The following is a 26,818-nucleotide window of genomic DNA, read 5'->3' as shown; positions in this document are numbered from 1 at the left end:
TCTACCCCAAACCAACGCGCAGGCAATCGTGGATATGTAGCACGCCCAAGGCCTGGCGATCACTGCCCTCTTCGACCACAAACAAAGAGGTGATCTTGCGGTCATTCATGATGGCCACCGCCTCTTCGGCCAACGCGCCGGGCGGGATGGTTGTTGGGTTCTGCGTCATCACCTGCTCGGCCGTTTTGCCCAGCAAGCCCTCCATATGACGCCGCAGGTCGCCATCGGTGATGATGCCCACCACCTGACCTTGCGGATCGGTAACCCCGGCAACGCCAAAGCCCTTGCGGCTGATCTCGATCAGCGCATCGCTCATGGGTGTTCCGACCGAAACCAGCGGCAACGCATCGCCCTTGTGCATCAGATCCTGCACCGTGCTCAGCTGTGCACCTAGTTTTCCACCGGGATGAAAGGCACGGAAATCTTCGGGTTTGAAGTTGCGATACTTCATCAACGCTATCGCTAGCGCGTCGCCCATGGCCAAAGTCAACGTCGTGGAGATCGAAGGCACCATGCCATAGCCGCAGGCCTCGCCCAGTGAAGGGATCAAAAGATGCACGTCTGCCTGTTTCATCAGCGTGCTTTCCGGCTTGCTGGACAGGCCAATCAGTGGAATGCCAAAGCGGCGGGTAAAAGCCAGCAGGTTGGCAAGCTCTGGCGCTTCGCCCGAATTCGAGATGGCCAGAACCACATCGCCTTTTGAAACCATGCCCAGATCGCCATGGCTGGCCTCGGCCGGGTGCACGAAATAGGCCGGTGTACCGGTGCTGGCCAGCGTGGCCGCGATCTTGTGCCCGATATGACCCGACTTGCCGATGCCGCTGATGATGATGCGGCCCGAGGCCTGCAAAATCAGCTGAACCGCTTGGGCAAAATGTTCATCCAGACCGTCGGCCAGTACCTCCAGCGCGCGGGCCTCGTCTGTCACCACCTGACGGGCGGTTCTCAGAAATGCTTCGGTATCAGTCATGAGTGCGCAAAAATATCCGTTTCTGGCCATCCGGCGAGATCGAGTTTCGCACGCATAGGCAAGAAGTCAAAACAGGCCTGCGCCATCTCGGTCCGGCCCTCTCGCGCCAGGCGCTTGTTCAACTCCTCCCGCAGGCGGTGCAGATACAGAACATCCGAGGCGGCATAGTCCAGCTGCGCCTCGCTCAACGTTTCGGCGCCCCAGTCGCTCATCTGTTGTTGTTTCGAAATATCGACGCCGATCAGCTCACTGCACAGGTTTTTCAGCCCGTGCCGGTCGGTATAGGTGCGCACCAGACGGCTGGCGATCTTGGTGCAATAGACTGGCGCGGCTAACGCACCAAAGGCGTGATACATCGCGGCAATGTCGAAACGACCAAAATGGAACAGTTTCAGCACATCCGGGTTTTCCAGCATGGCACGCAAGTTCGGTGCCTCGGTCTGGCCCTTTTCGACCTGAACGATATGCGAATTGCCATCGCCGCCCGACATCTGGATCACGCAGAGGCGGTCGCGATGCGGGTTTAGACCCATGGTTTCACAGTCAATGGCCACCACCGGCCCCATATCCAACCCGTCCGGCAGGTCGTTTTTGTACAAATAGTTAGCCACCCGAGTATTCCTTTGCGCGGTATCGCCACCGAGATAGGCGCTTTATTCCCTAAACTCAACGCCATCCCTGTACGCCAGCCGGTTGTCGCTGTCGCAGTTGGTCAAGACCTAAACGAAGGTTTGGGGTGACAGAGCCTTTAGACTGCGGCAGATATCAATCAATGTTAGGCGTTCTGAGAAACCGGACCTATCGCCACCTGTTGGCCGCGCAGATCGTTGCCCTGACGGGCACTGGGCTGGCCACGGTCGCGCTGGGTCTGTTGGCCTTTGAACTGGCAGGGGATGCGGCCGGGCTGGTGTTGGGCACCGCGATGACCATCAAAATGGTGGCCTATGTCACGGTCGCGCCATTGGCGGCCGCGCTTGCCGAGCGGCTGGACCGGCGCAAGATGTTGGTGGTGCTTGACCTGATCCGTGCGGCTGTCGCGCTGTGTCTGCCTTTTGTGACCGAGGTCTGGCAGGTCTATGTCCTGATTTTCGTGCTGCAATCTGCCTCGGCCGGATTTACCCCTGCATTTCAGGCTACAATCCCCGATGTACTGACAGATGAGCGCGAATACACCCGCGCCCTGTCCCTATCGCGGATGGCATGTGATCTGGAGAGCCTGCTAAGCCCCGTATTCGCCGCGGCCCTGTTGTTGTTGGTCAGCTTCAACAGCCTGTTCTGGGGCACCGCCCTGGGATTTGTCGCTTCGGCGCTGCTGGTGGTGTCGGTGGCTTTGCCATCACCCAAACCAAGTAAGCCGCGCGGGATATACGAACGGACAACACGTGGCATACGCATCTATTTGAACACACCCCGGCTGCGGGGCCTTCTTGCCCTGAGTTGGAGCGCGGCGGCACTCAGCTCAATGGTGATCGTCAACACTGTGGTCATCGTGCGATCAGATCTGGGGCTGTCGGAAAGCGCCGTTGCCGCTGCGCTGGCCGGTTTTGGTGGCGGCTCTATGCTTGCCGCTTTTATCCTGCCCCGGATGCTGGACCGGATCGAGGATCGAAAGGTCATGTTGGCCGGCGCCCTTCTGTGCTGCACCACCATGGCCGGGGCCGCCGCGATATTTGCGACAACCCCGCTGTCTTTGGGTCTGTTGATCGTTTTGTGGGCCCTAGCTGGCTTTGGCTATTCCACCACGCTGACGCCGTCTGGCCGCCTGCTGACCCGCTCGGCCCATCCCGAAGACCGCCCCGCCGTCTTTGCGGCCCAATTCACGCTGTCTCATTGCTGTTGGCTGGTGCTGTATCCTCTGGCAGGCGGGCTGATGACCCTGTTTGGGGCCACAACCGCCCTGAGCTTTATGGCGGCGATGTCCTTTCTGGGTATTATCGGTGCGGTCACCCTTTGGCCGCGTTCTGATCTGCATTCGGTGATCCACGACCATCCTGACCTGCCGCGTGACCACCCGCACATGGCCGGCCCGCCACCGCATGCTCATCCCGTCATAATAGACGACCTGCACCCCCGTATCCCGCGTGAGCCTTGAGCCCTGCTGCCGTTTTGCCCTAAACCGGAAAAACCAGACCCGCACCGGAGCGCCAATGGATCAGCTTGACCGCCGCATCATCTCAGTCCTGCAACATAATGCCCGCGAGTCGACCACAAAAATTGCGGCGAAACTGGGCGTTGCCCGGACAACCGTGCATGAACGCATCAGCCGGATGGAAGAACGCGGCATCATTGCCGGCTATTCCGTGATCCTGAACAGCCCCGAAGATGCCCCCCGCGTCCAGGTTGTCGTTCTGCTCGAGGTCCAACAGAAGGAAACCACCCGCATCATCAAGCGGCTCGAGGCCTATCCCGAGGTTAAACTCTGTCTTTCGATCAACGGTGACTTTGACCTGCTGTTGACCGCCGACGCGCCAAGGATCGAGGATCTGGATATTCTCGTTGATGATCTGGCACGAATCCCCGGTGTTCTGCGCACCAATACGAGCGTTGTTTTTGGCCGGCGGATTGATCGAATCTGATTGACTGATAACCCTCTGTAAACCAAGGCAAGGCTAGCGTGGCCCGGATTGATCAGAATCCCGGACCGGCAGAATGCCAAATCGCCTATTCATTGTCATAGCATGTGTTGCGTTGCTTCTGGCAGCGCGTCAGAGCTTTGCGGGCGCGGAGGCCCGGATGTCTCAGACATGTGATCAGGCCGCCCGCCGCGCGGCCCTCGCCCAAGACATACCGCTTGATGTTTTGCGTGCCATAACGCGGGTTGAAACTGGCCGCGCGATCAAAGGCCGACTTGAGCCTTGGCCATGGGCAATCAATGTCGAAGGGCGCGGCCATTGGTTCCAATCTGAGCAGGAGGCTAATGCCTATGTCGCGGATATTTTCCAAGCCGGAAAACGCAGCTTCGATATCGGGTGCTTTCAAATCAACTATCGCTGGCACGGGCAGGCCTTTCAGTCGATTGATGCCATGTTCGATCCCGAGACAAACGCCAATTACGCGGCCCGGTTTCTGAAACAACTATATTCCGAACTTGGGTCGTGGCCGGCAGCGGCGGGGGCCTATCACTCGCGAACCCCGGCTTTGGCCAAGACCTATTCCAGCCGCTACCAGATTGTTCATGCTCAGCTTGACCCGGGCACGGCGGTGCAAACTACCCGCATGTCGCGTGATCCCTTCACACAACCCGCCGCACCGCTGTTCCCGCTGCAAATCACCCAGTTTCCGACGAGTGCGATGGGCTCTTTGATGCCAGCTGCGGACACCCAAACAGCCTTCATCGCCTTCAACTAGGAGAATTACGTGCCCAGACTTGACGTCCGCTCCCTGTTTTCTCCGACTGTATTGCTGGCGCTTGCGTTGATGACCGTCATCGTGATGATGATCCTGCCCATGCCGTCCTGGGTTCTGGATGTCGGATTGGCCACGTCCTTCGCCCTGGCGATCCTGATTTTCACGCTGACCCTGTTTATCGAGCGGCCGCTGGATTTCTCTTCCTTCCCGACCATCCTTCTGGGGTCTTTGATGCTCCGGCTGTCGTTGAACGTCTCATCGACCAAGCTGATTATCGGTCAGGGGCATACCGGCCCCAATGCCGCCGGCGATGTGATCGAGGGATTCGCAAGCTTCGTCATGGGCGGTAGCATATTCCTGGGCCTTGTCGTGTTCGGCGTCCTGTTGATCGTGAACTTTATGGTCATCAACAAAGGCGCGGCCCGCATGGCCGAAGTTGGTGCGCGATTTGCCCTGGATGGGATGCCCGGGAAACAGTTGGCCATCGACAGTGATATGTCCGCGGGCGCGATCGACCATCAAGAGGCCAAGGAGCGGCGCGAACGGGAACAACAGGAAACCACCTTTTTCGGCTCGCTCGACGGGGCGTCGAAATTTGTCAAAGGCGACGCGGTTGCCGGGCTTTTGATCACCCTGCTGAATCTGGTCATGGGTCTGGTCATGGGCGTGATCGTGCATGGGATGCCGGTGTCATCGGCGTTCGAAACCTACGCCATCCTGACGGTTGGCGATGGTTTGGTCTCGCAGATACCGGCTGTGATCATCTCGATTGCCTCCGCTTTGCTTCTGGCGCGTGGTGGAACACAGGGCGCAACTGACACCGCCATCTTATCGCAACTGGGGCGCCACCCGGCCGCCCTTGGCACTGTTGCCGGGTTGATGGTGCTTTTCGCGCTGGTTCCCGGCCTGCCATTTCTGCCCTTTATTCTGGGGGCCTGCGTTTTGGGCTATGCCGCCTATGCGGTGCACCGAAAACAGCAAAAGCAAGAGACCCAGGTTCAAACTGCGACGGATGAGACGGACACAGCGGTGTCACAAGCGATTGGCGATATTCTCGACCTCGATGATGTTCACCTGGAATTCGCACCGGATCTGGTCAGCATGGTCCTGAACCAGGGCACCGGACTGGATGCACGCATTGCGAATATGCGGACCTATGTCGCCTCGACCTTTGGATTGATCCTGCCCGATATCCGTCTGACCGATCGGGCCGAGCTACCGATGGGGACATATGTCATCAAGGTACATGGGGTGGAACAGGCCCGTGGTGCCCTGAACCCCGATCTGATTCTGGCGCTGGTTCAGGACGGGCACGATCTTTTGCCCGAGGGCAGGGATGTCACCGAACCCGTCTATGGTGCCCCTGCGCGTTGGATCCTGCCCAAAGATCAAGAGGCCGCAGCTATGAGCGGCGCGACGATTGTCTCGCCCCCGGAAATACTGGCAACACATCTGCTGGAAATCATCAAACAGAACTTCTCGCGTCTGTTGACGCTGAAGGCGCTACGCAGGCTGCTATCAGAAATGGCCCGGCTCAGCGACCCGGTCCGGGCCGAGGCAAACCGGAAAATGCTGGACGAGTTGATCCCCGACAAGGTTCCAATCGACACACTTCACGCAGTCCTGCGCCTGTTGCTGGACGAACGGGTTTCGATCCGCAATCTGGCGCTTATCCTCGAAAGCATCGCCGAGGCGCGCCTGACCACCACGCAACCCGAAGGGATTTGCGAACTGGTGCGACAGCGGCTTGGGTTCCAGCTTGTGGCCGACATGAAACGCGAAGACGGGTCGATCCCGCTGATCCAGCTGGCACCGGAATGGGAAGACACATTTGCCACCTATCAGGTCGATGCGCCCAATGCCGGGCTGGATGTCGCCCTGCCGCCGAACCTGTTCAACAAGCTTGCGGACGGCGTGGTGGACAGTGTCTCGCATTCCGCCGACCATGGTATCTTTCCTGCGGTCGTGACCTCGACCCGGCGCCGCAGGCTGCTGCGTACGATCATGCATGCGCGCGGCGTGTCCAATCCGGTTTTGTCATTTGAGGAAATCGGGCTCGAGGCGCGGCCCGCACTTGTAGGCACGGTACCCGCATGATCGCCCTCCCACCCGAACTCTTGCCGCACCTGGGCTCTGGGGCCTGGCATTTCTTCGGTGTTTTCCTGCGCGTTTCGGCAATGGTATCCTTGATGCCTGCATTCGGAGAACGCAGCATCCCCACCCGTGTCAAACTTGGCACTGCCGTTGCCTTTACGTTGATCGTGGCACCGGCAGTGCCGACAAAGGAATTCAATCCCGAATTCCTGTCCATGGTCCAGCTGATCACCACCGAAATTCTTGTCGGAATGGCGCTGGGGATGGCGCTGCGCATCTTTGTTCTGACCCTGCAGACGGCAGGGTCCATCGCCGCACAGGCAACGTCACTCTCGCAAATTCTGGGCGGGGCAGCGGCTGATCCGGTTCCGGCCATGGGCTATCTGCTGACGCTGGCCGGGTTGGCCCTTGCTGTACTACTTGGCCTGCACATCCGTTTGGCAGAGTTCTTGATCCACAGCTACGATCTGTTTCCCACCGGCGCCATGCCCGCAGCTCCGGATTTGTCCCAATGGGGCGTGGAACGGGTCTCGTACAGTTTCAGCCTGGCATTCGCCCTGGCGATGCCTTTTGTGATTGCCTCTTTGATCTACAACCTTGCGCTTGGTGTCATCAACCGCGCCATGCCACAGCTGATGGTGGCATTTGTCGGCGCCCCGGCCATCACATTTGCGGGGCTGTTCCTGCTGTTCGCCGGTGCGCCTCTGATCCTGTCGGTCTGGTCCGATGCCCTGTTTGACTTCATGCAGAACCCGCTGAGAGATCCGAGATGAGTGCATCAGACGACGACAGCGACAAGTCATACGACCCGACGCCGCAAAAGCTTCTGAAAGCACGGGAAAAGGGTGAGGTCGCCAAATCAAACGACCTGTCTGTTGTCGCCGCTTATGTCGGGCTGCTGATCGGTTTGCTTTTTGCAGGCCAAATGGGCGTTCAGCATCTGGGCACCTTGTTTGTCGTCCTGATCGACCAATCCGATAAGATCAGCACCATGTTGACGGCTGGCCCGGCCGACGGCCTGGTGGGTGGGATGCTGGGCAAGGCCGCAATCTCAATGGCAACGATATTTGTTCTTCCCGCCACTGCGGTTTTGCTAAGCCTGATCGCCCAAAAGGCCCTGGTTTTTGCCCCCAGCAAGCTGCAGCCCAAGCTGTCTCGAATTTCGATCCTCTCCAACGCCAAGAACAAATTCGGGCGCGGCGGTCTGTTCGAATTTGCCAAAAGCTTTGCGAAGCTGCTGATTTACTGCGTCTGCCTGTTAATGTTTCTGCGCGCCAACCTGCCCGAGATTCTGACCGCCAGCGCTGCGCCGCCGCAATCGTCGATCGTCTTGATGATGAATCTTTTATTCCGGTTCCTCTTCATCGTCGTCACCATCGCACTGGCCATCGGAGTCGTCGACTATATGTGGCAATACTCCGAACATATGCGCAAAAACCGGATGTCCCGCAAAGAAATTCAGGACGAGACCAAAGACGCCGAAGGCGACCCGCATGTCAAACAACAGCGCCGCCAGCGCGCGCAGGAAATTGCGACAAATCAGATGATGGCCGATGTCCCAACCGCGGATGTGGTCATCGTGAACCCGACCCATTATGCGGTTGCTCTCAAATGGCAGCGGACGGCCGGGTCGGCACCGATCTGCGTGGCGAAAGGCGTCGACCAGATTGCAGCCGCCATCCGCGCCTCGGCGGCCGAGGCCGGGGTTCCGATCCACTCGGATCCCCCCACCGCGCGGGCGCTCCATGCGACCGTCGAAATCGGGAATGAGATCGCCCCCGAACACTATCGCCCGGTCGCAGCGGCCATTCGCTTTGCTGAAGCCATGCGCAAACGTGCGAAGGACAAAATCTGATGCGGTTTACCGGACTTGCCGATCTGGAGCGTTTATCCGACGCGACCTTCCAAAAAGAGCAACAGACCTTGCGCCCATATGTCGAAGCCGAGGCCGAGATTTTGCAAAAACTGAGTCGATTGGATGCACAGCTTCAGCAGACCCGACAAAACAGCGGTCAAGCTGATGGATATCAGGTCACCGGCACTGATGTTCTGTGGCGTGGATGGGAAGAGGCAACCCGACGAAAACTCAATACAGACCTCGCGCGCGTCCGAGCGCAAAAGCTAACCAAGATGCATGCCTTGCGGAAAGCGTTCGGACGCAAACAGGCCCTAGGACAGCTGATTGAAGAAGAACAAAAGGCCCGCCGAGACATGCTTATGAAAAAGCGATCGCGGCAATAAGCGGGCCGAAACAGGCTTCAAGTATCCTGACGGTTAACACTCATGATCAGGACTTGCAGCACGTCATCACCCAAATCCTTCTTGGCGACCTGCAGCAAAGCCTTTCGGACCAAATCCAGATTGTCGGATTCCGTAAAGTTGCCGTTGAAACCACCGGTATTTGCGTGATCGAACAGAACCTGCAGAAACCCATCCCTCAACTTTGGCTCAAACTCATAAATCGTTTCAGCAACGCCGGGTTTGGTTTCCAGGCTCAGCGACATTGTGACTAATGCGGCAATCCGGTCGGACTTCACGACCGGGATCACAAACTGTTTCGTCATCTTCAGATATTCATACTTGCTGGACGTATCCTTTTTGTCCGACTTGGTCTTAGTGGCCTTCTCCTTGGCTTTCTTGGGTTCGGCGGCAGCGGATTTATCCATGTCACCATCTTTGGTTTTTTCAGAAGGAGACATGGCAATTCCCGCACCAATTCCACCGCCTAGGCCAACAAGCAGAAACAATATAGGAATTAGATTTTTCATTGTTATACGACCTCAGAACGGCAAAACTGTATCAAGGACCTGCTGGCCGTAACGGGGCTGCTGCACATCCATGATCTGACCGCGGCCACCATAAGATACGCGCGCCGAAGCAATCTTGTCATAGGTGATTTCATTTTTCCGCGAGATATCCTGTGGCCTCACATATCCCGTGACCAATAGCTCTCGGAGTTCGAAATTCACGCGCAGCTCCTGCGAGCCCGATATGGCCAACACACCATTCGGCAAGGCGTCGATGACGGTTGCGGCGACTCTGAGTGTCAGCTTTTCCTTACGCTTGACCGAGCCCTTGCCTTTACTGACCGAGGATGAGTCGATCCCGACAGCTTCGTCCAGCGTCGCCCCATCGGGCAGCCGTTCCAATGCGCGCTGCGGCAGGCCGAACAGGTCGGGAACCTCAAGGCTTTCGGACCCGCTGCGCGAGCGGTTCGTATCGTTGGAAATCTCGGCTTTCTCGTCCAGCTCGATCACAACTGTCAGGATATCGCCCTTTTTGATCGCGCGCTGATCACCCAAAAGCGATTGCTGCCCCCCGCTCCACAGCGATGACCGATCCACATTGCGTTGCGGCTGCGTGTGCAACGGTAAACCCGGCCACAGCATGGCGACATGTTCAGCAGATTCGTCCGCGGGTGTGAAACTTGGTGGCTTTCCCAAATGATCTATGCGGCCGCAGGCGGTCAGAGCCAGACTTGCCATCATCAACAATTTTAGTTTTCCGGACATCATTTTACCTCGATTTGACCGTCTGGTCGGATAAAGCCAACGACGGTAGTGCGGGACGACAGATTCATGACGCGAATACGATCACCGACAGCCCCACGCCCAAGGGCACGGCCCTCGGCTGTGATCGAAAGGGGCTGGCGGTCAAAGACCAGAACCACCAGATCATTGCGGTCCACCAATGCGGGCGGTCCAACATCGGCAGCGCGCACCGGACGTCCGGGGTAGAGCGCGATGCGCGTTTCCTGACCGATCAGATCATCGGGGTTTGTAACCGCTCCAGGGACAACCTGATCTTTGATCTCAAGATCGGCAGCCGAGATCACCTCTTTGGCGCGGATGGTCCGGATCGGCACCACAATTTCAGCCAGGGCGCAAAGCGGGCTGATCGTCATCAGCGCTATGAACAGGGCACGCATCACCGTACCTGCGTTGTAGCGCCCATCATCTGATCGACGGCCGAGATGACTTTGGCGTTCATCTCATACCCCCGCTGGGCCTCGATCAGTTCAGTGACTTCGCGCACCGCATCGACCGAGCTGTCCTCGAGATATCCCTGCCGCAGGGTGCCCATCCCACCCTCACCCGGAGTGCCGATGACAGGCGCGCCCGAGGCTTCGGTTTCTTTGAACAGGTTGCTGCCGATCGCCTCCAGCCCCTTGGCATTGGAAAAACTGGCCAGGGTGAATTCACCCAGCAACTGTCCTTCGGCGGTATCATCGAAATAGGCGTAAACCTCACCCGATGCATTGATCGAGATCGACCTTGCATCGTCTGGGATTGTGATCTCTGGCGCGACAGCGAAGCCATCTGAAGTGACGATCAACCCTTCGGCCGAGCGTTTCAGGCTGCCGTCACGGGTAAAGCCAGACTGACCGCTGGGCAACGTCACCTCAAGATAGCCGCGCCCTTCGATTGCGACATCCAAATCGCTGCCAGTGGCCGCCAACGCACCCTGTGCCAGCTGCACGGTGACCGCAGCCGGGCGCACCCCCAGACCCAGTTGTATACCTGTGGGCAAGACGGTGCCGTCATTGGCATTCACCGTCCCAGCGCGCGCCATTTGTTGATAGTGCAGGTCTGCAAACTCGGCGCGGCGCGCGTTGTAGCCTGTGGTATTCATATTCGCCAGGTTGTTCGAGATCGTCTCAACCCGCATCTGCTGAGCGGTCATGCCTGTCGCTGCGATTTTCAGTGCCCGCATATCAATTCCTCCGTTATCAAATCAGCGCATCAGCGCCTTAAGCGCCCCACGCACACGTTCGTCTTCGGTTTCAAGAAAGCTCTGCCCCAACTCATAAGCGCGCTGGATTTCGATCATCCGGGTGACCTGTTCGATCGCGTTCACGTTCGATCCTTCGAGGAATCGGTGCACAATGACCGGCTCCTCCACGGGTTCAATCGCTGCATCTGACCGAAATTGCGTGCTGCCCTCGCGCACCAGGCTCGTGGGATCAGCAACGCGGTAGACGCCGATCTGTCCCAGAACTTGCCCTTCGATACTAAGCGTGCCGTCGCTGCCGACATCAATCGACGCGGCATCCGGCGGAATGAAAACAGGGGCGCCGTTGCTGTCCAGAACCCGGTACCCATCCATGGTAACCAGATCACCCTCGGCACTGGGTGAAAACGCACCCGCCCGTGTCAGCCGGTTGCCGCTGGGGGTTTCGATCATGAAAAACCCGTCGCCTTCGATGGCGAAATCAAATTGCCCGCCGGTTTCGGTCAGAACGCCTTGTTGCAACGAGGTATTGCGTGCCTCTGCCCGCGCCATGGACAAGGACGGATTGCCCGGCGAGGCTTTCACGAACTCGGAAAACACCAAGCCCTGCTGGCGGTAGCCCGTGGTATTGGCATTGGCGATATTATTCGCCACCAACCGCATTTCATTCATCAGCCCCGATTGGCGGGACAAGGTGGTATATGAGGTATCCATCAGCGGCCTCCGGCGATCAGTGGGATGAGGGTTGAGGTGAAGAACGTCACCAGCGTCTGGGTCATGAACCCCATCGAAATCCAGAAAACGATCACGATGGCGACCAGCTTTGGCACGAAGGTCAGCGTCATTTCCTGCACCGAGGTCAGCGCCTGGAACAGACCCACAACCAGACCCGAGACCAGTGCCACCGCCAGGATCGGGACGGATGTGATCACCGCAACCCACAATGCCTGGCGGACGATGTCATAATAGAGACCTTCGCTGAGCATCGATCAGACCGGCATCCGCAGGATTTCCTGATAGGCCTCGACCACTTTGTTGCGCACGATGACGGCGGTTTCGACGGCCAGTTCGGTCTGCGCCAACGCCTGAACCAGCGCGTGCGGATCGGCTTGGCCGGTCATCGCCGCGCCGGACATCTGCTCGGACTGTTTCAATGTTGCGGCAAAGTCCTGAAAGGTTGAGCGCAACCCCTGTGCCATTCCGGCAAGGTCGGGGTCGGGCTGCGTAGCGGGCCGCGCTACGGCATAGCTCTGCGCGGCGGTCAGGGATCGGATATCCATTCTGGTGTCCTTTATTTTCTGAGAAGTTCCATAAGGCTCGACGACATTTGTCGTGTCTGGTCGAACATCTTGAGATTGGCTTCGTAGCTGCGCTGCGCTTCGCGCGCGTCAGCGATTTCGATCATCAGATCAACGTTGGACCCGCGATAATGGCCGGTCTCATCGGCCAAAGCGTGGCCCGGGTCATAGATGCGGGCCAGGTCGCGGCGATCAAGCTTAACGCGCCCGGTCTCGACCATTTGCGCGCCGTCTTTGCTGACCGCTTCAAACGGCACGGTTTTGCGCCGATATCCCGGCGTATCCGCATTCGAGATGTTTTCGGAGACGTGCCGCAAACGGGCCGCCTGCGCGCGCAGGGCGCTGGCCGAGGCGGAAAGGGAATGGGAAAAATCGCTCATCTCTCAGCCCTCCTCACCCGCGACCAAGGCTGGTGCGCAGCATGCCAATCGAGGATTTATAGATCGCCAGCGCGCGATCATGTTGACGCTTGACCTCGACCGCTTTGAGCATTTCTTCCTCAAGAGAAACACCATTTCCGTTGGGATCGCCCGAGGGCGCGGCATCGAACTCGGCCCAGGGTTGGGCTGCGGCGGCGCCGTTCAGATGCCCGGCCCGCGTGGCGGTCATCGCAACCTCACGCCCGGAATTTTCGAAAGCTATCTGAAAGGTCTCGATATCGCGGGGCTGATAACCCGGCGTATCCGCATTTGCCATGTTTCGCGCAATGACAGACTGCCGTTGCCCGGCATGGGTTGCCATTGCGTACGCTGTCTTAAAGACGTTCAGGTCAGAGAACATCGGGGCTTCTCCCTCGATCAATTTCAATCAAGGCTTAACCCCGATTCCTTTAGAAACCGTTTTCAGAAACCCGTTGGAGAACCCACGATGACCAATCTCGACCCGATGCTTCTGAAATGCGAATTCGACCGTCTGTCTGCCATGCGCCATATGGGCCGCGTGGCCAGTGTTGGGCGCGGCGTCATAGAAATAGAGGGGTTGGAGTACGTTGCCCGCATCGGCGACAACCTGACCCTGCGGCGGCGCAGCGGCCCTGATCTGGCGGGTGAAGTTCTGCATGTCGAATCGGATCTGATCCACATGTTACCCGCCGCTGCACCCGATGGGGTTTGCTTGGGTGATCGGGTGATTCTAAATCAGACACCGGCATTTTCCCCCGGACTGCACTGGCTGGGCCGGGTCATTGATCCCTTCGGCAAACCGCTGGACGGCAAGCCGTTGCTGTCGGGCACTCAGGAACGAGACATCCTGCAAAGCCCTCCACCTGCCGTTGCCCGCAAACCGCTTGGCGCGCGGATGGAAACCGGGCTGAGCATCATGAACACCATGTTGCCTGTGGTGCAGGGGCAGCGTATCGGCCTGTTCGCCGGGTCAGGGGTCGGCAAGTCGACCCTGTTGGCCACGCTGGCGCGGTCGATGCAGGCAGACGCGGTTGTGGTCGCTCTGGTCGGCGAACGGGGTCGTGAAGTCAATGAGTTCGTTGAACATGCGCTTGGATCCAAGGGGTTGGCACGATCTGTGGTTGTGGCGGCAACCTCGGATCAGTCTGCGCTGGCCCGCAGGCGCTGTGCATGGTCGGCACTTTCAGTCGCGGAATTCCTGCGGGATCAGGGGCTGAACGTCCTGTTTCTGGCTGACTCGGTCACCCGCTTTGCCGAGGCGCACCGCGAAATCGCTGTTGCGATGGGTGAGGCCCCCACTTTGCGCGGGTTCCCACCTTCGGTCACGCCCTTGATCGCTGGTCTTTGCGAACGAACCGGGCCGGGCACGGCTGATCAGGGTGATATCACAGCAGTTTTCAGCGTTCTGGTTGCGGGCTCGGACATGGATGAACCGATAGCGGACATTCTGCGTGGCGTTCTGGACGGGCATATCGTCCTGAGCCGCGAAATCGCCGAGCGCGGCCGTTTCCCCGCCATTGACCTTAGCCGGTCAGTTTCACGCAGCCTGCCGGGAGCTGCCTCCGAGGCGGAAAACCGGATGATCTCGGAAACCCGCAGGCTGGTTGGTAGTTACGAGCAATCCGAGGTTATGATCAAAGCCGGGCTTTATGCCGAGGGGGCAGACCCGTTATTGGATCAGGCAGTCCGGGTTCATGACGAGCTTGATGCCTTTTTCGGCAAGGCCGAGCCGGACGGAATCAGCAACAGTTTCAACCACCTGCAACTGATTCTGCGCCGTGCCGGGGCAGCATTACCGCAGTGAGGAATTCAAGACAGTTTTAAGTGTTAAGCCCACCTTAAGACCTGCCCGGCTACCCCTGTAACTGGGTGATAAAAAGGTGGTGGAGATGGGTGCGCAATCCAATGTGGCGCCAATCATCATCAAGAAGAAACGTGTGTCAGGTGGCGATGGTCACCATGGTGGCGCGTGGAAAGTCGCATATGCCGATTTTGTCACAGCCATGATGGCGTTCTTCATGTTGATGTGGCTGCTGAATGCAACAACGGAACAACAACGCAAAGGGCTTGCGGATTATTTCTCGCCGACCATTCCCATAAACCCGGTTTCGGGTGGCGGCGATGGGGCCTTTGGCGGCAATAACATGTTCTCTGAGGAAACTCTGGTCATGGACGGGACCGGCGCCAGCAAACGCAGCCCGACGCCCGCGCGACAAGCGCGTGGATCGGTTGGCGTCAGCTCGGACGGCGGCGGAAAAGAAACGGTCGAAGACTTTTCCTCACTGGAATCAGAGCTTATGGGGCGAACCGGCGAAAGCATGGTGTCCGACAAGGTCCTCAAACATATCGTCACCCGCGTGACGGATGAGGGTCTGGTGGTCGAACTCTTTGCCACCAAGGATCAACCTCTGTTCGAATCAGGGACGAACCAACCAACCAATATGCTGCGTGCTCTGACATTGTTGGTGGCCCGATCCTCTGATCTGGTGACAAATGACATGGCGGTCGGAGGGCATGTCGGTTCCTCGCCGGTGGTTCTGGCCAAAAACCCGGCCTGGGATTTGTCTACCTCGCGCGCTCAGCAAGTCCGCCAAATGCTGCAAGACAAGGGTGTTGCGCCGCTCAGGTTGGACCGCGTAACCGGCCATGCCGACCGAAAATTGTCGGATGAAAACCCGATGGCCGCACGCAACAACAGGATCGAGATCATCTTTCTGCGCGGCACCTGAGAATAAAAGGATAGACGGCATTTTACCTGTTAGCGCGCTGTTAAGGCCCAGCGCGTTAGCTGTTGCATCAAGATTTGACGCAACAGAAGGGCGTGCCAATGACAATTTCCTCTTCGCTGAACGCTGGCGTGGCCGCATTGAAGGCCAACGCAAACCGGCTGGCGACGATCTCGGACAATATCGCGAATTCGTCAACCTTCGGGTATAAACGGGTGGAAACTGATTTCCATTCTATGGTCACCTCCGGCCAGGGCGGCAGCTATTCCGCTGGGGGCGTTCGCACCACCAGCCAACGCCTGATCGACCAGCGCGGTTCGCTGGTGACAACCAACAACTCCACCGACCTTGCGGTGCGTGGGCGCGGCATGATGCCTGTACGACCAAGTTCTCAGATCGCGGCCGGTTCGAATGAGATGTTGCTGACCACGACAGGGTCGTTCCGCACCAATGAAGAAGGATATCTGGTCACCGAATCAGGGCTTGTTCTGCTGGGTTGGCGTGCGAATGCGGATGGAACCATCCCTGCGGTTCCGCGTGACACTCCAGCTGCGCTTGAACCCATTCAGCTCAGTGTTAATCAACTGTCAGGCGCGCCCACGACGCAGATGAATCTGCGCATGAACCTGCCCGCGACCGCTACGGATGCGGGTTCCCCTGGCGACATGCAACCCTTGTCCGTTGAATATTTCGACAATCTGGGAAAATCCGAAAGCGTTGATATCGAACTCGTCCCTACAGTGCCGGCCACCGGCAGCAGTAACGAATGGACGATGATCATGCGCGATTCAGCCTCGGGCGGCACCATTATCGGTGAATACACCCTGACCTTCACCGATAGCCGAACTGCGGGTGGCACGCTGGCCAGCGTAACTGCGGTCACCGGCGGTGCATATGACCCAGCAACCGGCAGCGTTGTGGTGAACGTGGCCGGCGGCCCAATGGAGATCAATATAGGGGAAATCGGGGATGCCGACGGAATCACGCAACTGTCCGATACATTTGCACCAGTTTCGATCACGCGCGACGGTTCGGCGGTCGGCACCATGACCAGCGTTCAGGTTGACGAAAACGGGTATGTTTATGCGTTCTACGATACCGGCGTCAGCCGACGCATGTACCAGATCCCATTGGCGGATGTTCCGAACCCAAATGGACTGACCGCGCTGGACAGTCAGACCTATGCACCATCCAGGGAAAGCGGGACGTTCTTTCTATGGAATGCGGGGGACGGGCCAACCGGCGACCTGGTTTCTTTCGCACGAGAAGAATCCACTACCGATGTGGCGACCGAGCTGACCTCGATGATCCAGACACAGCGGGCTTACTCTTCCAGCGCAAAGGTTATCCAAACGGTGGATGAGATGCTTCAGGAAACAACCAATATCAAACGCTGATCAGGGTTTTGATTCAGGAAAGGGACCTGCAGAATGAATATGTCCACAGCATTGAACAACGCGTTGGGCGGCCTGACCGCCGCCAGTCGCGGTGCGGCGGTTGTGTCCGAAAATATCGCAAACGCATTGACGCCCGGCTACGCGCGCAGGTCTCTGGAACTGGCAACCAACACGATTTCCGGTCACGGCGTGCGTACCGTAGGTGTCATTCGTCATCAGGATCCCGTCCTCATGTCCAACCGTCGGGCCACGGATGCCGATCTGGCCTTTCACACCGCCATTTCGGACTTTCACACAAGGTTGGAATCTTTGGTAGGGTCCGCCGATGATCCCGCATCGCTTTCGGTTCGGCTGGCTGATTTCGACAGCAGCCTGTTAACAGCGGCAAGCCTGCCGGATTCCAGTGAACGACTGGACCAGGTCGCGCGCACGGCTCAGGATCTGGCACGCGGTCTGAACGCAGCATCGGAAGAGTTACGGCAGATGCGGTCCGAAGCTGACCGGACCATTGGCAAACAGGTCGATACCCTGAATCAGACTCTGAAGGACATCGAAGAGCTGAATGCCAAGATCCCGGCCATTAAGTATTCCGGCGCCGATATTGGTGGGCTACTGGATCAACGACAGGTCCTGATTGATCAGGTCAACGAACTGGTTCCTGTAAATGTGATTCAAAGGGACAATGATCAAGTCTCGCTTTATTCTGATGGCGGCTTGATATTGCTGGAAAACACTGCGGCCGAGTTCTCCTTTTCGACAACCGGCGACACCAAGCCCCATATGACCCTGGCTAACGGGTTGTTGTCCGGGCTTGAGCTGAACGGAAAGCCTGTCCGCACCAGTGGCGATTTTGCCCAAATTCGCGGCGGTGCCTTGATGGCCCAATTCCAGATTCGGGATGAAATCGCGGTTGAGGCTCAGGTCGATCTGGATGCTGTTGCGCGCGATCTTATCGAAAGGTTCGAAACGCCGGGGCTGGATCCGACCGCGCTGGCCACTGATCCGGGCGTTTTCACCGATGATGGCAGCCGGTTTGATCCGGCATCGGTGACGGGATTGGCCTCTCGCATCAGTCTGAATGCAATCGTTGACCCGGACGCCGGAGGAGACAGCTGGAAACTACGGGCCGGGCTGGGTGCGGCCACACCCGGCAGCGCCGGAGATGCCAGCCAACTGCGCGCCTTCAGCTCAATTCTGAACGACGAGCGCCCTGTTGCAGGCTCGGTTTTCGGGGCCGGAAACATGCGCGCCGCCGACATCTCCGAGGCGCTGTTGTCACGGGTTGGCTCGGACGCCCATGTGGCCGACGGGCGGCGGGTGTTTGCAAACAGCTCCAATCTGGAAATGACGGCCATTGAGGCCGAACAGGGCGTCGATACCGACCAAGAGCTGCAGCGGCTGATGCAAATCGAACAGGCCTATGCGGCAAATGCCAGACTGGTTTCGGTCGTCGATGAACTTATGGACACGTTGTTGAGGCTGTGATGATGAATGTAACCTCTATGGGCGACCTCGCGCGCGGATTGACCCTGAAATCGCGGGCGACTGATATCAAAAATCAGATCGAAACCCTGTCTTATGAGATGTCTTCAGGCAAAGTGCAGGATGTCTCCGGCCATCTGGACGGGGATTATTCCTATCTTCTGGATATGGATCGCAACCTGTCGCGCCTGGATGCCTTTCAGGTAGCCACAGCCGAAGCCGGTCTGTTCACCGACGCCATGCAGCTTAGCCTGACGACGGTCAACGACGCGGTGGGGCGCCTGACGTCATCCTTACTGGCATATGGGACCTCCAATCAGGCGGTCACGCATGAGCATGCCTCTGTCCAGGCCAGAAATGAGCTGGATACGGTCATGTCGGCATTGAACACCCGTGCGGGTGGCCGAAGCCTGTTTTCCGGCGTGGATACTGATGTGTCGCCTCTGGCATCTGCGGATACCTTGTTGACCGCGTTAGAGGCTGAGTTGACGGGGCTGACAACACTCACGGACATCACACAAGCTGCGGAAGACTGGTTCAATGATCCTGCGGGTTTCGATGCGGTTATCTATCAGGGTGCAGACACAACTCTGGCACCGATGAGCATTTCGGAGAATGAAAGTGTCTCTATTCCGATCACTGCGACCGATCCGACGCTCAAAGCCGCGTTGCGGGACATCGCCGTCGCCGCTCTGGTTTCGGACGATAATCTGGGACTGCCCAATGATCTGCGTACGTCCCTATTCACCCAGCTGGGGGTCGAGCTTGCCAATACGCAGGACGGCACAGTGAACCTGCGGGCGGATGTTGGTTCGGCGGAGGCCCGGATTGAACAAGCCGCCACGCGCAACGCGGCGGCGCGTACCAGCCTGGATTACAGCCGAAACTCTCTGATCGCCGCGGACCCGTATCAAACCGCAGCGCAACTGCAGACTGTCCAATTTCAATTGGAAAGCCTGTATTCTGTCACCGTTCGCAACGCGAACCTATCGTTGGTGAATTTCCTGAGATGAGATTACTTGCCATTCTCCTGATCCTGCTTCCGAGCCTGTCTTTTGCCGGGGCAGTCCGCTTGAAGGACCTTGTCGATTTTGACGGGGTACGCGGCAATGACCTTGTTGGCTATGGTCTTGTGGTCGGATTGAATGGAACCGGCGATGGGCTCAGGAATTCTCCGTTCACCGAAGAGATCATGTCCAATATTCTGGAACGGCTTGGTGTGAACGTGAATGGTGAGGATTTTCGCCCCAAGAACGTCGCCGCTGTTCTTGTGACGGCCAGCCTACCCCCCTTTTCGCGGGTTGGTGGACAGATCGACGTCACCGTTTCGGCAATCGGCGATTCCAAAAGCTTGCTGGGCGGGACGCTTATCATGACACCGCTGAATGCGGCAGATGGTCAGATCTATGCGGTGGCGCAGGGGACGGTCCTTGCCGGTGGCGCCGTTGCCGAAGGCGATGCGGCTTCGGTCACTCAAGGGGTTCCGACATCCGGCGTGATCCCCTCCGGGGCACGGGTCGAACGTGAAATCGACTTTGAGCTTTCCGATCTGACCCAAATGCGCCTGGCCCTGCGTGAACCGGATTTCACAACCGCCGGTCGGATCGAGCAGGCAATCAATACCGAATTCAACCGAGCCGTAGCGATCATGCGCGATTCCGGGACGGTCGAACTGAATATTGCAGCGACACAGGCGATCTCGACCGCGCATGCGCTTGGGCGCATTGAAAATATCCTAGTAGAGCCAGAAACAAAGGCGCGAGTAGTAGTCGATCAGCGTTCGGGCACGATTGTCATGGGTCAGGAAGTGCGGATCTCACGCGTGGCAGTCTCGCAGGGCAACCTGACACTGACGGTCGAAGAGGCCCCTATCGCGGTTCAGCCAAACCCGTTCGCACGAGGCGAAACCGTCGTGGTTCCGCGTACCGTAGCCGGTATCGAAGAAGAGGAAGGCACCGGTTTGGCGGAAATTCCCGAGGCCACGACCTTGTCCGAAGTCGTCGCAGGGCTAAACGCTTTGGGTGTCTCACCCCGCGACATGATCGACATCCTGAAAACGATCAAAGCGGCCGGAGCATTACACGCCGAGTTCATCGTTCGATGAAGGGCTATCCCGGCGGTAGGCGCACAGCCCCAAGACCCGCCGGGAATTCACGTCACTTTGATTTCCAACTGTCCAACCATTTGCGGAATCGGTTGCGATGCTCACCGATGGCGTCGCCGGTTGCATACAACCCATCCTCGACACTCTCGATCATCGGATCGATCCGCGCCTGGCGGAACCTGCGCCAGCGCACCCAGATTGCCCAGACAATCGCAAAGAAGACCGTCAGGAAGACGATGTTGAACCAAGGGATCAGACGCGCATCCGGACCATCGACATGTTTGATAAAGACAGCGTTGGGAAAGATCGACATGAACTCATTCCGCCAGCCATAATGCGTCACGGCAACCCAGTCCGGGTCGTTTTTGTCCGAGATCGCGTCATTGGCTTCGGTATACAAATTGGCAGTGTCGAATTTGAAATAGGGCGGCCAACCCCAGCTGGTATCTTCGTTGCGATACACAATCGGTTTGCCATTGGCACGTACGGCCTGAATGAACTGTACATCCCGGTTCGACAGACTGGCCGACTGATCATCGGGCTCGGACCAGAAGATCCGGGTCCAGTCGTTCAGGTCCTGCCGTTCTTCATAGGTGTTGACGATCCGAACCACATCCCGTTGCGGCAGAGAATACTGAAGGATTACGGCGACCGTTCCCCAGAAAATCAGAATGAATGCCCATTTCAAATAGGCCATGCTTTACCTCTCACATGTAGTTCACAATGTAGATCAGCGACCCGATCGCTACCCAAGGCACAACATAGACACCCAGGATCAATTTGCGCCGGAACGAATTGTCATAGACGTGCAGCCCCCGTGCGACAAAGGCTGCCTTGTCTCCGGTTTTGCCCTTTTCGTCCCACCAATGCTCTAGCCTGCGGCGACGCACACTGCGTGAATACAGCGATAGGGCAAAATAGGCCACGGTCTGGATGACCAGCAGGATCAGAAACAGGCGCATCGCTCCGAACATTTCAATCCTTTCCTAATGCGCCCCAGGGCCCAACGCGGGCGATAACAGTTTCGCTGATCCTGTCTCGACCGCTCATATCCGGCTCATGTCCGAACAGGGCAGCGCGGGCACCCGCCTTGTCCACCTGATACTCACGCGCGAGGAAATCAGCAACATAGGCCTTCTTGGCCTCGGACCAGGATTTGTAGGTGCTATAGAACAGCTCTTTGTGGCAGATGAACATCTGGCGCGGGTCCAGTGGGGCCAATTCGGCCAGCAGCATGTTCACCAGATCACGGTTCGGCGTATCGGCGGCCCGTAGCGTATAGAAATACGCCGAATGATCCGAGGTGATCCGGGGCCACCGCCCGCCATCCGTCGCCCAACGCAATAGCTGCGCCAGCCCATGATAGGCCTCTGGCAACCGATCCGCGTGGGTGCGCGCCAGCCGACGCATATCACTGCGGTTCAGGCCAGTCAGATCGACCCCGGCATCAGCGGCCGCGTCGACGGTCAGGAAGTCCATCTTTTGCTGCAGGATCGCAGCAGCATCCACGCCGCGCGCCTTGACGATGGGTTCGACCAGGTCGTTATAGTCCAGAAACTTGGCGATCTGGTTCCGCTGCGACGGGTCAAACGTGTATTTGATGTTCAGATCGTCGGGCTTTTCGCCCATGCAGATCGCCGCCGGGTGATCCATGTCTGGAAACAGATACAGCCCGCCGAAATGCGCGGTCCAGAAATTACGCTGTTCAAAGGCAGTGTGGCGCAGGTGGACCGGGTTGCGGGTGACGTCGCCGGTTTCCTTGGCCGTCTCAATCATCTTGGCGATCAGCACGTCGTCGAACCAGGCATCCTCTTCCGTTTTGAACTGCTCAACCATGCCCGCCAGTTGCTGAGCCTTGCGTAGGGTGCCGCCAGCAGTGTCCGCCTCAATCTCGATCTTCTGGATGTTGAACAGGTCACGCGGGGTGCTGAGTTTGATGACCGAGTTCACCAGCTCTCCGGCCACCGCATCGGTGGCGGTCAGGGCAAACAGCTGCGCCTCGTTCATCTCGATAAATTCCCGCAGAATATCGCGCGAGGTCGAGAATTTGACGTTCAGCAAAGGCGCGCGTTTCTGCTCGGTCGTCAGCAGAATGAACTGCCGGTTGACCCCGTTGGGGTTGAGGTAGAGCTCGTCCTCCAGCTCAATCCCCACCTCTGGCGAGTAGCCGGAGATATCGACATGGAAATCCGTCAGTTCCGTGGTCTTGCCCGCCAGATGCTGCAACGCGCGGTTATACCGCTCGACCAGAGCCGGGCTGGAGATGTGGACGAGATTGCCAAACATCAGGCCTTTTTCGATGAGGCGGATCATGAAGCGAGCCTTTGTTCAGTTGGCAACCATTCGATTGATGACAGATAGAAATCCATCATGATGCAGCGCTGTTTTCAACGAAAGCCACTTTAAGCCTTCGTACCAAACCAAAAAAAGTCACTGGAATCCAAATAAGTATCGCCCAAACGGACCAACCGAATTTTTCCAGAATCGGACAAGGTAAGCCGCTTGTGAGGGGGTCGCCACAAGTTTCCGAGACAGCGAAACCCGTTGCATAAAGAAGAGCGATAACCGTCAATACAGACATTAGCGAGATCGTGATCACGACATCGACTACCAATGCCAAAAGAATATGTAGTCTTTCGAGCGGCTTGAGCCAAAAGAGAGACACGCAAATATAGCTCAATAGAGAAAGTACTAATAAAGCAACGAAGTAGGGTAAGAAAAAGCTCCAAAAGCTCACACCTTCCCCTCCAGATACCGCCGCTTGGCCTCTTCCATCCGGCCCATCTCTCGGACGGCGTTTTCGATGGCGACCTCGTCGCTCTTATCGGCATAGCGGAACTCGCTGTCGGCGTAGCGGTTGATCTCTTGGATCACCATTTCCACCGTGATCGGCTGGCGCAGATCCTCGATCATCGCCTTCTTGGTGTCGTAGTCGCGGAACAGGAACAGGTCGGGGTTTTCCATCCATTCGTCGGGCAACTCAAAGTCCATCGCGCGGACCTTGACCGCGTCGGTGATGTTCTTGATCGCGCGGCCGGTAAAGCGCTCGTCCGCCTGTTGGATCGCCTTCAGATACGCCCCCATCTTGGCAATCGTATCCATCTGGCCGATCTGTCCCTGAACCCGGTCATAGACCTGCAGCAGAGCATCCTCATGCGGGCGGGAATGGCTTTCGAAACTGGCGGCGACGGCCTTTTTGATTTCCTGCGCGGCATAGGCTTCGTGCTCGCCCAGCGGGATGTCGTGGTTGCGGCCCATCAGCAGGTGCAGGATGTCGATGTAGTCCTCACGCGTTTGCGGCCCGTCCACCAGGAACCGCGCGCCGGCCCGCTGACGCAGGGCGTCGTCCACATTCTCGGGGTAGTTCGAGAACATGCCAAAGGTGCAGTTGCCGCGCACAACGGTATTGGCGCCCGCAAAGCTCTCCATCAGCACGGCGGTGATTTCCAGCTGCCCGGCTGACGACTGCCGGTCGCCGCGTTTGCCCGCCAGCTGGTCGATGTCGTCGATGGTGCCAAAACCGATGACCGAGGGGTCGATGATCGTGTTGATAAAGGCCTTGGCGTTCTGGCCGGATTTGCCCTGATAGCTGTCGATATTGTCGGTGCTCAGGTTCTGATAGCGGAACGGGTAGCCCGCGTTCTGGCAGTAATCGTTGATCAGCCCGGCCATCATCTGGATCAGGGTGGTTTTACCAGTGCCCGGTTTGCCGTCACCCATGAAGGTAAAGATGAACCCGCCAAGCTCGGCAAACGGGTTCAGGCGGCGGTCGAAATCATAGGCCATCACCATCTTGGCCAGCTTCATCGCCTGATATTTGGCGATATGGTTGCCAACCACCTCGTTCGGTTTTTTGAACGTCATGGTGAGGGTGGTGGATTTCGCTTTTGACGCCGGCTCAAAACCCCGAATGGTCAGATCGTCGGCCTCAATATGCCAGGCGGCGTTCTGGAACGGGGCCAGGTGTCCTGCGGATTGCGCGCGCAGGGCGGCCTTGTCCATCAGCTGCTCGGCATAGGCGCTGGTGGCCGCGATCAAATGCGCATCATCGGGCGCGTGTTTGGCGAGGGTTTGGTCCAGCTCCCACAGCGCGCCGTGCAGGGCGAGCTGGCCATTGTCGGTCAGAACTTCTTCGATTTCCCCGACATCAACTGTGGTCTCGCCCAGATGTGAGGACATCAAATAGGCCAGTGCATTGCCGAAACTGTGCGAGGTGATCAGCGCCTCGGCCGTCAGCAGTTCCGAAAACTCAGTTTTTCGCGCTGCAGGCAGGTCTCCGGCCAGATTGGCGCGTTTGAGATCAGCCAGCGGGGTCTGTTCGGCATAGGCTTCAGACACCGCCAGAGCGATGGCGATCGCGCGGCGAATGGCCTGTTGTGTGGTGGCCTGCGGGGGTGAAACCAGCGTATCGCCGTCATCTGACGCCTCGATCCGTTCCACCAGATGCACCCCGTCGGCCCGCACGGTCCGCCGTGTCACCAAACCTGGCGTGGTGGACCGAAACCGCCGACCTGTGGAGACGCCCGGCGACCTCTCAACCGCGGCCTCAACCGCTTTGGCAATCCGCGGCGCGTGCTCGAACCCGTTCAGCAAGGCGGTGGCCGCGGTGTAGTGCTTGCGAATATCGTCTTCGCGCAATTCCATCTGGTCTGACGTCAAACTCATCTCAAAATCGCCTTTACTGTCTTCAATATCTCAACACCTGCCCGGTCTTGCTGACGACGAACTTGCGCACGTCGGCAAAACCCGGCGGGTTGCGCTCGGCCAGTACCTGGAACGGGCGCTGGGGCAGAATGATCGAGCGCTCGGTTTGCGTCGCCCCCGTCTCGGCCCCCTGCCCGCCGAATGGGTCCAGCGCAAAGACCTCGCGGTCTACGGTCCCGAACCAGCCTGAGCGTTCCTGAATCACATCCTCGCTTCGCAGCGCTTCAGTGGTCCAGGCCAAGGCCCAATCCTGACCCGCAGGGGATTTCGCATCCTCCAGCACCTGCCGCAGCGGGCCGGATTGCTCGGTAAAGGCCGAGGAATACATTGGCCCCACATGAATGCGGCGCAGGTGTTTGGGATGCAGGTCGTCGAAATCCTGATCAAAGCCTTTGGCAATGGTCACCAGTTTCAACCCACCCAAGGATTGTGCCATCAGATGCGCCTGCACTTCGGGCCAGCGGCGTTGATCTTTGGGCAGGGCCGTGCGCCCCGAATCCTCCAACTCCATCAGGTAGATGACCGGCAGGTTTATTTGGCTGTCATAGACGGCCCAGTGGATCAGGAACCTGCGCCGTTCGCCCTCATTGCCAATCCAGTGACATTCGGGATCATTACGGGCCCAGAACAGCTCACCCCTCAGCAATTCCTCGTAATAGAGCCTTTGGGACAGCGCGAATTGCAGCTTGGTCGGGATCTCCCGGTCGCTGATGATGGTGCGAACCATATCGGTTTTCAGCTCATCCTCGGACGGCATATTCGCAAGATGCACCTGCGCCTGCTGCGCGTCATTGGCCATGGTCAGCAACTCAGCCGCCACCGGAAACCCGCTGTCGCGCTTGTCCATGGCGAGGCTGCCAAAGAACCGCCCCGTATCGCGCCCTACCAGCAGGTATTTCATGGACAGCGCACGGAAGGTGTAGAGCAGCCCCGAGAGATAGCGCGACACAATCCGCACCTCTTGTTTCGAGATCGCGCCCTCAGCCTCCATCGTCGCGGCCACGCGCAGGAGGTGAACGGTGATCACCTCGAATTTGCGGAAATAGCGGCGCGAGGCGAAAGTGTCGGCCAGGCCGACGTGGTCTTGGGTGGGGTTAAGGTCACTCATTCACGTTTGCCTGCGATTGACGCTTCTGATTTCTTAATAGAACGAGAGCCCACATTACGGCCACGACGCCCGCCAGCATACTGGGAGTGCCCAGCAAAAACGCCAAATGGTAGGAAACACGAGCTATGAACATTCCAAAGCTGCCCTGTGCAAACAAAAGCCCAGACAAAAACGCCGCCAAAATAGGCCAAAAAATCATCGCTATACCGAACCAGAGTATTCTGAAGCCGACGACCTTGGGTCTTTGTTGAATTTGTTCAGTCAACGGTTCCGTTCCACAAACGATGAGCCGAATGAGAAAGGCTGGCGACCACAAGAACGACGGCCACCCATCCAAACGGTCCGCCTAGAACGGCGTACATCACTGAGAACACAAGCCAGAAACTGCCGAGAACGATCCACCAAAACCAGTTCTCTGGAGCCACCAGAAATGTAAAAAACTCCAGCAGTTCCAA

At 58.0% G+C, this 26,818-nt stretch carries 32 protein-coding genes; 13 read left to right on the top strand and 19 right to left on the bottom strand.

Annotated features, from left to right (window positions below; genetic code table 11):
- Position 1: 1 nt before the first annotated feature.
- Together AC2FLE_RS12395 and AC2FLE_RS12390 are read right to left on the bottom strand one after the other, a co-directional pair.
- A complete protein-coding gene (locus AC2FLE_RS12395) occupies positions 2–970 on the bottom strand; it encodes a KpsF/GutQ family sugar-phosphate isomerase (RefSeq protein ID WP_281973575.1) in 969 nt (322 codons plus the stop codon).
- A complete protein-coding gene (locus AC2FLE_RS12390; protein ID WP_496697372.1) occupies positions 967–1,581 on the bottom strand; it encodes a ribonuclease D in 615 nt (204 codons plus the stop codon). Before AC2FLE_RS12390 ends, AC2FLE_RS12395 begins: the two co-directional genes overlap by 4 nt.
- 161 nt (positions 1,582–1,742) lie before the next feature.
- On the opposite strand from AC2FLE_RS12390, the gene AC2FLE_RS12385 reads away from it, so the two are divergent.
- The 7 genes from AC2FLE_RS12385 (at position 1,743) to AC2FLE_RS12355 (ending at position 8,653) form a co-directional block, all read left to right on the top strand.
- A complete protein-coding gene (locus AC2FLE_RS12385; RefSeq protein ID WP_496697370.1) occupies positions 1,743–3,062 on the top strand; it encodes an MFS transporter in 1,320 nt (439 codons plus the stop codon).
- Positions 3,063–3,117: 55 nt separating this feature from the next.
- On the top strand, positions 3,118–3,546 hold the full coding sequence (locus AC2FLE_RS12380; RefSeq protein WP_142638301.1) for an Lrp/AsnC family transcriptional regulator: 429 nt from the start codon (positions 3,118–3,120) through the stop codon (positions 3,544–3,546).
- Positions 3,547–3,619: 73 nt separating this feature from the next.
- Complete coding sequence (locus AC2FLE_RS12375) at positions 3,620–4,318, top strand: lytic transglycosylase domain-containing protein (RefSeq protein ID WP_496697368.1); 699 nt, start codon at positions 3,620–3,622, stop codon at positions 4,316–4,318.
- 69 nt (positions 4,319–4,387) lie between these two features.
- Positions 4,388–6,415, top strand: coding sequence for a flagellar biosynthesis protein FlhA (gene flhA / locus AC2FLE_RS12370; protein ID WP_496697489.1), 2,028 nt, complete (start codon positions 4,388–4,390; stop codon positions 6,413–6,415).
- Complete coding sequence (locus AC2FLE_RS12365; protein WP_496697366.1) at positions 6,412–7,185, top strand: flagellar biosynthetic protein FliR; 774 nt, start codon at positions 6,412–6,414, stop codon at positions 7,183–7,185. The genes flhA and AC2FLE_RS12365 overlap by 4 nt, the downstream gene beginning before the upstream one ends.
- On the top strand, positions 7,182–8,267 hold the full coding sequence (gene flhB / locus AC2FLE_RS12360) for a flagellar type III secretion system protein FlhB (RefSeq protein WP_496697365.1): 1,086 nt from the start codon (positions 7,182–7,184) through the stop codon (positions 8,265–8,267). Before AC2FLE_RS12365 ends, flhB begins: the two co-directional genes overlap by 4 nt.
- Entirely contained in the window at positions 8,267–8,653 is a 387-nt protein-coding gene (locus AC2FLE_RS12355; RefSeq protein ID WP_496697364.1) for a hypothetical protein, read from the top strand. Before flhB ends, AC2FLE_RS12355 begins: the two co-directional genes overlap by 1 nt.
- 17 nt (positions 8,654–8,670) lie before the next feature.
- Here the strand turns inward: AC2FLE_RS12355 and AC2FLE_RS12350 are convergent, their stop codons facing one another.
- Genes AC2FLE_RS12350 through AC2FLE_RS12310 form a run of 9 tightly spaced genes read right to left on the bottom strand, consistent with a single transcriptional unit; the run spans position 8,671 to position 13,221 of the window.
- Positions 8,671–9,180 carry a flagellar basal body-associated protein FliL gene (locus AC2FLE_RS12350; RefSeq protein ID WP_496697362.1) on the bottom strand — a complete coding sequence of 170 codons (510 nt, stop codon included), beginning with the start codon at positions 9,178–9,180 and terminating at the stop codon, positions 8,671–8,673.
- Between the two features lie 12 nt (positions 9,181–9,192).
- Positions 9,193–9,924, bottom strand: a complete 732-nt coding sequence (gene flgH, locus AC2FLE_RS12345) for a flagellar basal body L-ring protein FlgH (protein ID WP_496697360.1) — start codon at positions 9,922–9,924, stop codon at positions 9,193–9,195.
- The gene (flgA, locus tag AC2FLE_RS12340) at positions 9,924–10,340 is read right to left on the bottom strand and encodes a flagellar basal body P-ring formation chaperone FlgA (protein WP_496697358.1); all 417 of its coding nucleotides are present in this window, start codon (positions 10,338–10,340) and stop codon (positions 9,924–9,926) included. Before flgA ends, flgH begins: the two co-directional genes overlap by 1 nt.
- A complete protein-coding gene (gene flgG, locus AC2FLE_RS12335) occupies positions 10,340–11,125 on the bottom strand; it encodes a flagellar basal-body rod protein FlgG (RefSeq protein WP_142638319.1) in 786 nt (261 codons plus the stop codon). The genes flgA and flgG overlap by 1 nt, the downstream gene beginning before the upstream one ends.
- A 21-nt stretch (positions 11,126–11,146) precedes the next feature.
- Positions 11,147–11,857: a flagellar hook-basal body complex protein gene (locus AC2FLE_RS12330; RefSeq protein ID WP_271950829.1), complete on the bottom strand. Its 711-nt coding sequence runs from the start codon at positions 11,855–11,857 to the stop codon at positions 11,147–11,149.
- The gene (locus tag AC2FLE_RS12325) at positions 11,857–12,129 is read right to left on the bottom strand and encodes a flagellar biosynthetic protein FliQ (RefSeq protein ID WP_496697355.1); all 273 of its coding nucleotides are present in this window, start codon (positions 12,127–12,129) and stop codon (positions 11,857–11,859) included. The genes AC2FLE_RS12330 and AC2FLE_RS12325 overlap by 1 nt, the downstream gene beginning before the upstream one ends.
- A 3-nt stretch (positions 12,130–12,132) precedes the next feature.
- Positions 12,133–12,423, bottom strand: coding sequence for a flagellar hook-basal body complex protein FliE (gene fliE, locus AC2FLE_RS12320; RefSeq protein WP_142638325.1), 291 nt, complete (start codon positions 12,421–12,423; stop codon positions 12,133–12,135).
- 11 nt (positions 12,424–12,434) lie between these two features.
- Positions 12,435–12,821, bottom strand: coding sequence for a flagellar basal body rod protein FlgC (gene flgC / locus AC2FLE_RS12315; RefSeq protein ID WP_496697353.1), 387 nt, complete (start codon positions 12,819–12,821; stop codon positions 12,435–12,437).
- Positions 12,822–12,834: 13 nt separating this feature from the next.
- On the bottom strand, positions 12,835–13,221 hold the full coding sequence (locus tag AC2FLE_RS12310) for a FlgB family protein (protein ID WP_496697352.1): 387 nt from the start codon (positions 13,219–13,221) through the stop codon (positions 12,835–12,837).
- Positions 13,222–13,308: 87 nt separating this feature from the next.
- Here AC2FLE_RS12310 and AC2FLE_RS12305 point away from each other — a divergent pair, with 87 nt between their 5' ends.
- The 6 genes from AC2FLE_RS12305 (at position 13,309) to AC2FLE_RS12280 (ending at position 20,551) form a co-directional block, all read left to right on the top strand.
- Positions 13,309–14,646, top strand: coding sequence for a FliI/YscN family ATPase (locus AC2FLE_RS12305; RefSeq protein WP_496697351.1), 1,338 nt, complete (start codon positions 13,309–13,311; stop codon positions 14,644–14,646).
- A gap of 85 nt (positions 14,647–14,731) precedes the next feature.
- Positions 14,732–15,571 (top strand): flagellar motor protein MotB, encoded by an 840-nt coding sequence (locus AC2FLE_RS12300; RefSeq protein ID WP_496697349.1) that lies wholly within the window; start codon positions 14,732–14,734, stop codon positions 15,569–15,571.
- 98 nt (positions 15,572–15,669) lie between these two features.
- The gene (locus tag AC2FLE_RS12295; RefSeq protein ID WP_271950842.1) at positions 15,670–16,965 is read left to right on the top strand and encodes a flagellar hook protein FlgE; all 1,296 of its coding nucleotides are present in this window, start codon (positions 15,670–15,672) and stop codon (positions 16,963–16,965) included.
- A 33-nt stretch (positions 16,966–16,998) separates the two neighbouring features.
- Positions 16,999–18,450 carry a flagellar hook-associated protein FlgK gene (flgK, locus tag AC2FLE_RS12290; RefSeq protein WP_496697347.1) on the top strand — a complete coding sequence of 484 codons (1,452 nt, stop codon included), beginning with the start codon at positions 16,999–17,001 and terminating at the stop codon, positions 18,448–18,450.
- Positions 18,450–19,460, top strand: coding sequence for a flagellin (locus AC2FLE_RS12285; RefSeq protein WP_496697346.1), 1,011 nt, complete (start codon positions 18,450–18,452; stop codon positions 19,458–19,460). Before flgK ends, AC2FLE_RS12285 begins: the two co-directional genes overlap by 1 nt.
- On the top strand, positions 19,457–20,551 hold the full coding sequence (locus AC2FLE_RS12280) for a flagellar basal body P-ring protein FlgI (RefSeq protein WP_496697345.1): 1,095 nt from the start codon (positions 19,457–19,459) through the stop codon (positions 20,549–20,551). The genes AC2FLE_RS12285 and AC2FLE_RS12280 overlap by 4 nt, the downstream gene beginning before the upstream one ends.
- Positions 20,552–20,603: 52 nt before the next feature.
- Here the strand turns inward: AC2FLE_RS12280 and AC2FLE_RS12275 are convergent, their stop codons facing one another.
- Genes AC2FLE_RS12275 through AC2FLE_RS12240 form a run of 8 tightly spaced genes read right to left on the bottom strand, consistent with a single transcriptional unit; the run spans position 20,604 to position 26,818 of the window.
- The gene (locus AC2FLE_RS12275) at positions 20,604–21,248 is read right to left on the bottom strand and encodes a DUF1523 family protein (RefSeq protein ID WP_496689870.1); all 645 of its coding nucleotides are present in this window, start codon (positions 21,246–21,248) and stop codon (positions 20,604–20,606) included.
- A gap of 10 nt (positions 21,249–21,258) precedes the next feature.
- Entirely contained in the window at positions 21,259–21,525 is a 267-nt protein-coding gene (locus AC2FLE_RS12270; protein ID WP_142638342.1) for a hypothetical protein, read from the bottom strand.
- 1 nt (position 21,526) lies between these two features.
- Complete coding sequence (locus AC2FLE_RS12265; protein WP_496697343.1) at positions 21,527–22,864, bottom strand: DUF6638 family protein; 1,338 nt, start codon at positions 22,862–22,864, stop codon at positions 21,527–21,529.
- Between the two features lie 55 nt (positions 22,865–22,919).
- Complete coding sequence (locus AC2FLE_RS12260; protein ID WP_496697341.1) at positions 22,920–23,288, bottom strand: hypothetical protein; 369 nt, start codon at positions 23,286–23,288, stop codon at positions 22,920–22,922.
- The gene (locus AC2FLE_RS12255; protein WP_496697339.1) at positions 23,285–25,216 is read right to left on the bottom strand and encodes an AAA family ATPase; all 1,932 of its coding nucleotides are present in this window, start codon (positions 25,214–25,216) and stop codon (positions 23,285–23,287) included. Before AC2FLE_RS12255 ends, AC2FLE_RS12260 begins: the two co-directional genes overlap by 4 nt.
- A 22-nt stretch (positions 25,217–25,238) precedes the next feature.
- Entirely contained in the window at positions 25,239–26,363 is a 1,125-nt protein-coding gene (locus AC2FLE_RS12250; protein ID WP_496697337.1) for a hypothetical protein, read from the bottom strand.
- Positions 26,356–26,628 carry a hypothetical protein gene (locus AC2FLE_RS12245; protein ID WP_496697335.1) on the bottom strand — a complete coding sequence of 91 codons (273 nt, stop codon included), beginning with the start codon at positions 26,626–26,628 and terminating at the stop codon, positions 26,356–26,358. The genes AC2FLE_RS12250 and AC2FLE_RS12245 overlap by 8 nt, the downstream gene beginning before the upstream one ends.
- Positions 26,621–26,818, bottom strand: a complete 198-nt coding sequence (locus AC2FLE_RS12240; protein ID WP_281973554.1) for a hypothetical protein — start codon at positions 26,816–26,818, stop codon at positions 26,621–26,623. Before AC2FLE_RS12240 ends, AC2FLE_RS12245 begins: the two co-directional genes overlap by 8 nt.

The organism is Ruegeria sp. CDSA077 (genome assembly GCF_059612265.1).
This window is presented reverse-complemented; position numbering and strand designations above follow the sequence as displayed.

Coding starts and splice junctions, on each gene's coding strand:
- AC2FLE_RS12395 (WP_281973575.1), bottom strand. CDS start 970: ATGACTGATACCGAAGCATTTCTGAGAACCGCCCGTCAGGTGGTGACA.
- AC2FLE_RS12385 (WP_496697370.1), top strand. CDS start 1,743: ATGTTAGGCGTTCTGAGAAACCGGACCTATCGCCACCTGTTGGCCGCG.
- AC2FLE_RS12380 (WP_142638301.1), top strand. CDS start 3,118: ATGGATCAGCTTGACCGCCGCATCATCTCAGTCCTGCAACATAATGCC.
- AC2FLE_RS12375 (WP_496697368.1), top strand. CDS start 3,620: ATGCCAAATCGCCTATTCATTGTCATAGCATGTGTTGCGTTGCTTCTG.
- flhA (WP_496697489.1), top strand. CDS start 4,388: ATGACCGTCATCGTGATGATGATCCTGCCCATGCCGTCCTGGGTTCTG.
- AC2FLE_RS12365 (WP_496697366.1), top strand. CDS start 6,412: ATGATCGCCCTCCCACCCGAACTCTTGCCGCACCTGGGCTCTGGGGCC.
- flhB (WP_496697365.1), top strand. CDS start 7,182: ATGAGTGCATCAGACGACGACAGCGACAAGTCATACGACCCGACGCCG.
- AC2FLE_RS12355 (WP_496697364.1), top strand. CDS start 8,267: ATGCGGTTTACCGGACTTGCCGATCTGGAGCGTTTATCCGACGCGACC.
- AC2FLE_RS12350 (WP_496697362.1), bottom strand. CDS start 9,180: ATGAAAAATCTAATTCCTATATTGTTTCTGCTTGTTGGCCTAGGCGGT.
- flgH (WP_496697360.1), bottom strand. CDS start 9,924: ATGTCCGGAAAACTAAAATTGTTGATGATGGCAAGTCTGGCTCTGACC.
- flgA (WP_496697358.1), bottom strand. CDS start 10,340: ATGCGTGCCCTGTTCATAGCGCTGATGACGATCAGCCCGCTTTGCGCC.
- flgG (WP_142638319.1), bottom strand. CDS start 11,125: ATGCGGGCACTGAAAATCGCAGCGACAGGCATGACCGCTCAGCAGATG.
- AC2FLE_RS12330 (WP_271950829.1), bottom strand. CDS start 11,857: ATGGATACCTCATATACCACCTTGTCCCGCCAATCGGGGCTGATGAAT.
- AC2FLE_RS12325 (WP_496697355.1), bottom strand. CDS start 12,129: ATGCTCAGCGAAGGTCTCTATTATGACATCGTCCGCCAGGCATTGTGG.
- fliE (WP_142638325.1), bottom strand. CDS start 12,423: ATGGATATCCGATCCCTGACCGCCGCGCAGAGCTATGCCGTAGCGCGG.
- flgC (WP_496697353.1), bottom strand. CDS start 12,821: ATGAGCGATTTTTCCCATTCCCTTTCCGCCTCGGCCAGCGCCCTGCGC.
- AC2FLE_RS12310 (WP_496697352.1), bottom strand. CDS start 13,221: ATGTTCTCTGACCTGAACGTCTTTAAGACAGCGTACGCAATGGCAACC.
- AC2FLE_RS12305 (WP_496697351.1), top strand. CDS start 13,309: ATGACCAATCTCGACCCGATGCTTCTGAAATGCGAATTCGACCGTCTG.
- AC2FLE_RS12300 (WP_496697349.1), top strand. CDS start 14,732: ATGGGTGCGCAATCCAATGTGGCGCCAATCATCATCAAGAAGAAACGT.
- AC2FLE_RS12295 (WP_271950842.1), top strand. CDS start 15,670: ATGACAATTTCCTCTTCGCTGAACGCTGGCGTGGCCGCATTGAAGGCC.
- flgK (WP_496697347.1), top strand. CDS start 16,999: ATGAATATGTCCACAGCATTGAACAACGCGTTGGGCGGCCTGACCGCC.
- AC2FLE_RS12285 (WP_496697346.1), top strand. CDS start 18,450: ATGATGAATGTAACCTCTATGGGCGACCTCGCGCGCGGATTGACCCTG.
- AC2FLE_RS12280 (WP_496697345.1), top strand. CDS start 19,457: ATGAGATTACTTGCCATTCTCCTGATCCTGCTTCCGAGCCTGTCTTTT.
- AC2FLE_RS12275 (WP_496689870.1), bottom strand. CDS start 21,248: ATGGCCTATTTGAAATGGGCATTCATTCTGATTTTCTGGGGAACGGTC.
- AC2FLE_RS12270 (WP_142638342.1), bottom strand. CDS start 21,525: ATGTTCGGAGCGATGCGCCTGTTTCTGATCCTGCTGGTCATCCAGACC.
- AC2FLE_RS12265 (WP_496697343.1), bottom strand. CDS start 22,864: ATGATCCGCCTCATCGAAAAAGGCCTGATGTTTGGCAATCTCGTCCAC.
- AC2FLE_RS12255 (WP_496697339.1), bottom strand. CDS start 25,216: ATGAGTTTGACGTCAGACCAGATGGAATTGCGCGAAGACGATATTCGC.
- AC2FLE_RS12250 (WP_496697337.1), bottom strand. CDS start 26,363: ATGAGTGACCTTAACCCCACCCAAGACCACGTCGGCCTGGCCGACACT.